The sequence below is a fragment of the Mesorhizobium sp. M0898 genome, from assembly GCF_040319695.1.
Lineage (GTDB): Bacteria > Pseudomonadota > Alphaproteobacteria > Rhizobiales > Rhizobiaceae > Mesorhizobium.
This window is the reverse complement of sequence record NZ_JAMYOE010000099.1, coordinates 1-4,898: the sequence shown is the minus strand read 5'-3', so window position 1 is coordinate 4,898 and position 4,898 is coordinate 1. Positions and strand designations below refer to the sequence as shown.

The 4,898-nt window shown below is 60.1% G+C and carries 4 protein-coding genes and 2 pseudogenes; 4 read left to right on the top strand and 2 right to left on the bottom strand.

All coding sequences use genetic code 11. The features are described from left to right. A partial coding sequence (locus tag NKH90_RS34120) for an FAD-dependent oxidoreductase (protein WP_352823679.1) occupies positions 1–554 on the top strand: 554 nt, incomplete at its 5' end. Positions 555–574: 20 nt separating this feature from the next. Continuing rightward, positions 575–931: a Rieske (2Fe-2S) protein gene (locus tag NKH90_RS34115; RefSeq protein ID WP_352761705.1), complete on the top strand. Its 357-nt coding sequence runs from the start codon at positions 575–577 to the stop codon at positions 929–931. A 197-nt stretch (positions 932–1,128) separates the two neighbouring features. Here NKH90_RS34115 and NKH90_RS34110 read toward each other — a convergent pair. Next, positions 1,129–1,356: pseudogene (locus NKH90_RS34110) on the bottom strand (transposase domain-containing protein); the annotation flags it as partial. A 394-nt stretch (positions 1,357–1,750) separates the two neighbouring features. Next, positions 1,751–2,951 (bottom strand): annotated as a pseudogene (locus tag NKH90_RS34105) (IS91 family transposase). Positions 2,952–3,278: 327 nt separating this feature from the next. On the opposite strand from NKH90_RS34105, the gene NKH90_RS34100 reads away from it, so the two are divergent. Next, positions 3,279–4,295, top strand: coding sequence for an IS3 family transposase (locus NKH90_RS34100; RefSeq protein ID WP_352823676.1), 1,017 nt, complete (start codon positions 3,279–3,281; stop codon positions 4,293–4,295). A 419-nt stretch (positions 4,296–4,714) separates the two neighbouring features. Then, positions 4,715–4,898 (top strand): Rieske (2Fe-2S) protein (locus NKH90_RS34095; RefSeq protein ID WP_352823674.1); only part of this gene is annotated, 184 nt, incomplete at its 3' end.

Genomic DNA, 4,898 nt, shown 5'->3' with positions numbered 1-4,898 from the left:
GGTCGATCGTTGCTGACGTGGTGCTTATTGGCATCGGGATTGGGCCTAATGCGCAAATCGCCGCTGACGCCGGCATCGACACCGCTGACGGGATCCTTGTGAACGCTCGCTGCGAAACGTCCGTTGCGGGAATATATGCTGCCGGAGAAGTGACGAACTATCCTTTGCCCGCGCTTGGCCGGCGGCTACGCAGTGAGAGCTGGACTGTGGCCGGCGATCAGGCCGTCGTGGCCGCACAAGTTATGTGCGGTCTGGATGCACAGTATCAGGACCTACCGTGGTTCTGGTCCGATCAGTGCGGCGTAACCATCCAGTCATTCGGGCTGCCAGCCCTTGCGACCCGCCTGTACCGCATCGGAGACGTCGCGAGCGAACGGTGGCTGGAGATTGGCGCCGATGACCAGGGACGTTTTGTCAGTGCCGTCGGAGTCAACCCCGGTCGTGACATGATGCAGCTCCGGCGAGACGCCAAGGCTGGCAGGCCTATATCGCCGGATATCTTGAGCCGAGCCGAGGAAGTCGATCCGTCCGATATTTACCTCGCAACTGGCTAATCGTGCAATCGGAGTTACCTGTGATAACAGTAGCAAATAACATAGATACGGCGCCGCAGACTTATAAATGGGTCATTCTTTGCCCTTTTTCCGACCTTCAAGAGGAGACTGTGACACCGTTCCAAATCGACGACAACCAAATTGCCATCTATCTGATCGGCGGCAAAGTACACGCGACCGATAACGTTTGTTCACACGCATTCGCTCTCCTTTCCGACGGCTGGCTGGAAGGGACTCTTATCGAGTGCCCTTTGCATGGTGCTCAATTTGAGATCACCTCCGGGGAAGTGGTTCAAGGCCCGGCTGAATGCCCAATCACCGTTTTCAAGACGAAGGTGGAAGACGGCCAGGTCCTGGTCCGTCTTCCCGTAGAGTGAACAAAGCAGTTTCTGCTTAAGCTTTCACCAGCACGGAACACCATCGATGGCGACCCAACAGGCCGCCCAGCGATCTCGCGCCGGCTTCAATTTTTCAGTATGAGCAAAGGACCAGTCGCAGTACGCATACGACGAAGGCCGCACGATTGGCACACGCGCGTGCGCGCGGCGGGCTCTATGATGCCGTTGCGTGAAGGTCAGGCGGCCTGCTGATTGGCGGGCTTGTCGGCTACGCGCAGGCGCTTCCAATGCCAGGGCAGTAATTCGTGCAGACTCGAGGCGGGAAGATCGGCAATGCGGGCCAGGACATCGGCGAGCCAGGCTTTCGGGTCGACGTCGTTGAGGCGTGCCGTGGTGATGAGGGTAAGCATGACGGCGGCGCGGTCGGCGCCGCGCTGGGAACCGGCGCAGGTCCAGTTGCGCCTTCTATGGAAATATTTCCATAGTGCAGAGCGTTTTTAGCTTGGCGTCGCGCTGCAAGGTGGGTGGCGAGAGTGCGCTGGGGTGGATCGCGGCGGTGAGCTAAAAACGTGTTGGACTAAGCCGCCGGCACGGGTGGCCGCTATGGGTTTTCAATTGGGGCCGCACCTATGAACAGGCATCGCGTGGCGATGCGGATGCGTCGCGGACGCGGTGATTGAAGGCGTGGCGTGGGCCGAAAGCGGCGCGGATATCGGTTCCGGCATGTGAGGATCGGCGCCGCGCCCTGCCTGAGAGAGGTTGCCGGTGACGACGGCGCACACTTTTGCGGGACCGGCTCAGTTTGGCTTCCGAGCGGGTCGGCGCGATGCTGATGACAAGGAAGGCGACGCCCCTGCTTCATGACGTGTCCTGGTATGGCGGGCGTCGGTGACGCCGTCGAATGTTTCGATGATGATCATCTGGCCTTGACGACAGGCGGGGCATTGCCTGAGGGAATGCCCGGTAAGGTCCTCGTAGCGGTCGCGATAGTCCTTTGCGGATCCGCTGTCCGACGGCTCGGGAACCGGCATGCCCAGCAGGTCACGACAGAAGGCGAGCTTTTGCGCGCGATAGCGATTGCCGAGGAAGCCGTAATAGCGGATGCGATGGAAGCCCTCGGGCAGGACGTGTAGCAGGAAGCGGCGAATGAACTCATCGGCCGCCACGGTCATGACCTTCTGCCGACTGCCGTGCCGATAGTCCTTCCAGCGAAAGGCGACTTTGCCATCCTCGATGGCGACGAGGCGATTGTTGGAAATGGCGATGCGGTGGGTATAGCGGCCGACGTTAGTCGAGGACCTGTTCGGGACCGGCGAAGGGTGGCTTGGCATAGATGACCCATTCCGCCTTTCGTAGCGGCGCCAGATAGCGCCGGAACGCATCGCGCTCGCTCAAGGCCTGCAAGTCAGAGAAGAACTTCAACTGGCCGGCGTCGAAGGCTTTCTCCAGATGCTGCAGAAACAATCGTCGGAACAGGCGCGAGAGCACGCGGACCGGCAAGAAGAAGCCGGGCTTGCAGGCGATCCATCGCGTGCGGTCCGGCGAGAACCCGCCACCCGGCACGACGCAGTGCAGGTGGGGATGATGAAGCAGGTTCTGGCCCCAGGTATGCAGCACGGCGAAGAAACCGATCTCGGCGCCCAGGTGCTTGGGGTCGGCGGCGATCGTGCGCAACGTCTCGGCGGTTTCGCGGAAGAGCAGGCCGTAGACGAGCGCCTTGTTCTGATAGGCAATGGCGGCAATGGACTCCGGCAGCGTGAAGACGACGTGAAAGTACTGGGTGTCGAGAAGCTCGGCGCGACGATCCTCCAGCCATTGCGCGCGGGCCAGCGCATTGGCAGCGGGGGCAATGCCTGTCGCGGCAGCTGTTGAAGGCGATGCGCCGGTGGCCGCATTGATCGCATGCTTCGACGTGCCCACCGAGTGCGGCGGTCCGGCACAATTCGATCGCCGTCATGACGCGGCGCTGGGCGGTCGACAGCGACGCGTCATGCTGTGCGCGATAGGCTTCGCCGTAGCAGCGGAAGATATCCGCCACTTCCGGCCCCGAGCGGGCCACTTCCCGGCAACAGCGTTCGGAGACGGAATGCGAGGCTTGCCGCACTGCGAACCTTCCTCAAATACGCAGGACATCATGATCTTGAGGCTCTCGGGACCGTTGCTGACGCCCACGACGGGGACCAAATCCAGCGACGAAGCCGCCGATGCCCCCCTGGCACTTTACAACAGTCCGGTAGCGCTCTTCTTCGGTTTCTAGCATGGACTGCGTATTCCAATGAAACCGGACAGTGATTCCGAAACGAAACCGGACGCTTATGGAGTGCACCCCCAGACTGAGACAAGGAAAATCGCGGACAGTTTCCCCGCAAATAGAGGAAACTGGGGCATGGCCGGACGGCAAAGAGTTATTGATGATGACCAAAAGCTGGAGCTTCTCCGGCGCATGGAGGCGGGCGAGACCGTCAGCAAGTTGGCAGATGAGGTCGGTATCAGTCGGCAACGACTTTACGAGTGGCGTGATCATCTCAGGCTTCATGGTAATCTGAAGCCACGTCGGCGCGGCCGGCCGGCCAGGACAGCAGGAGTTGACGGGGCCGCACAGCTGCAGAGTGCAGTCGATGTGCCGTCATCGGCCCCTCGTCGGGCCGAGACGGGTTTGCGCGATCTCATTCAGAAGCTGGCTCTCGGCAACATACACTACGGCTACCGCCGGATTGGAGCCCTGCTGCGGCGGGAGGGGTGGCAAGTCAATCACAAATGCGTTCTACGGATTATGCGTGAAGACAATCTGTTGTGCCTGCGCGCTAGACCCTTTGTGCCTGTGACGACCAACTCCCGGCATGGTTGGCAAGTAGTGCCGAACCTCGCGAGGGGAATGATCCTCAATGGCGTAAACCAGCTATGGGTTGCCGATATCACCTTCCTGCATCTGGCCGAGGAGTTTGCCTTCCTTGCCGTTGTCCTTGACGCGTTTAGCCGCAAGGTTGTCGGATGGGCGTTGGACACGCATCTTAGAGCAAGCCTTGCCATCGAGGCTCTCGAGATGGCGATCGCTGATCGCCAGCCCGTACCCGGGAGCCTCATCCATCATTCCGACCGCGGGGTTCAATACGCGTGCGGGGCTTACTCCGAACTTCTGCATCGCCGCGGCATCCAGGCAAGCATGAGCCGTGTCGGCAATCCTTACGACAATGCGAAGGCGGAGAGCTTCATGAAAACCCTGAAACAGGAAGAGGTGCAAGGTCTCGCCTATAAGTATGCAGATGATGCCCGCAAGCACATCGGTGCTTTCATAGAGACCGTTTACAACACGCAGCGCCTGCATTCGGCGCTCGACTACCTCAGTCCGGAGGAATACGAACAGAAGCATTCACGCGGGCGACAGATGGAAAAGACTGCATAGCTTAACACGGGAGGTGTCCGCGATTTTCCTTGTCTCAGTCTGGGGGTGCACTCCAACGGTGTCCGGTTAAGAATTTGCATGGACCGCGCGATAGAACTCGTTGCGTGTCGGCTGCTGCACCAGCCGCTCCCCGGTGAACGGCGCGGTGTGATTGAGATCGGCCAGGGCGTGCGCGGGCGGGGCTCGAGCGCCGCAGGTTATTGTGCACGATGCCGTGATGACACCAGCGGCCGCCGTAGCCGGATCTTCGAACGCAGTCGTGGTTACGCCGGCGTCTTCAGGTTCGGTTCTGCTTTCGCCGACACCTGTGGTGGTGCATTTTCATCCAATCTGTCTATTCCAAGACAGATGGCGCAAGCTTATTACCCTTAACATCGCTTCTCGGATCAGTTCCGTCTCGCTTTTGCCAGGGAGGAAAGATGGCTAAGCACGTGGTGGGCAAGACAGAGGATGTCGGTCTGGGCATGCGCAAGATCTTTGAGGTGCGTGGCCGTCCGATCGTCATCTTCAATGTCGACGGCGACTACTTCGCCCTCCTCAATCGTTGCCCTCACCAGAGTGCTGAACTGTCGATGGGCTTGATCTCAGGTATCGCAACGGCAG